Raw genomic sequence first — 493 nt, 5'->3', positions numbered from 1 at the left:
CGGCCAAAGGAAGATCATGTTCAATGCGTACACGGGGTAATTCAGCCGGTAAAGGCTTACGGCCGGATGTTTTTTTAACGGGCTTTGGTGTTTCAGCCAGGGGCAATTCCGAGTGTAAGGACTCGGCGTCTATCGACTCGGCCGTATCCACTGCATAGGCATCGGCCTCGCATTCAACCTCATCGAACAGTTCGACTTGTTGATCACTTTTTTCGCTGCTTTTACCAAACTGGCGCTGCTTAAACAGAATGATCTGTTCTTCCAAAAACTGGATGCATGATTGTTTTTGGTTAATTAATTGTTCTTTATTTTTTAACTGATTATTTTTTTCTTCCAATAATTGATGCTGCGCTAAAAGCTGTTGTTTTAGAACAGAAATGTCATCAGGTAAGTGATCCGTCGGTGGTGTTTTCATGGGTTGGAGTATACCAACCCTGGTTAATTCATGGCAGTGTAAAATAAGGTTTCATGCGGTTTATTATTAAAAATATCC

Annotated in this window: 1 protein-coding gene; it reads right to left on the bottom strand. The window is 41.8% G+C overall.

The annotated features are described in order from the left end of the window. Positions 1-415 (bottom strand): IS66 family transposase (locus tag WG929_RS20960; protein WP_416207620.1); only part of this gene is annotated, 415 nt, incomplete at its 3' end. Positions 416-493: the final 78 nt, after the last annotated feature.

Origin of the sequence: Oceanobacter antarcticus, assembly GCF_044962685.1 — a bacterium.
GTDB lineage: Bacteria > Pseudomonadota > Gammaproteobacteria > Pseudomonadales > Oceanobacteraceae > Oceanobacter > Oceanobacter antarcticus.
Note: the sequence above shows the minus strand (reverse complement) of the source record. Positions and strands in the feature narration are given on the sequence as shown.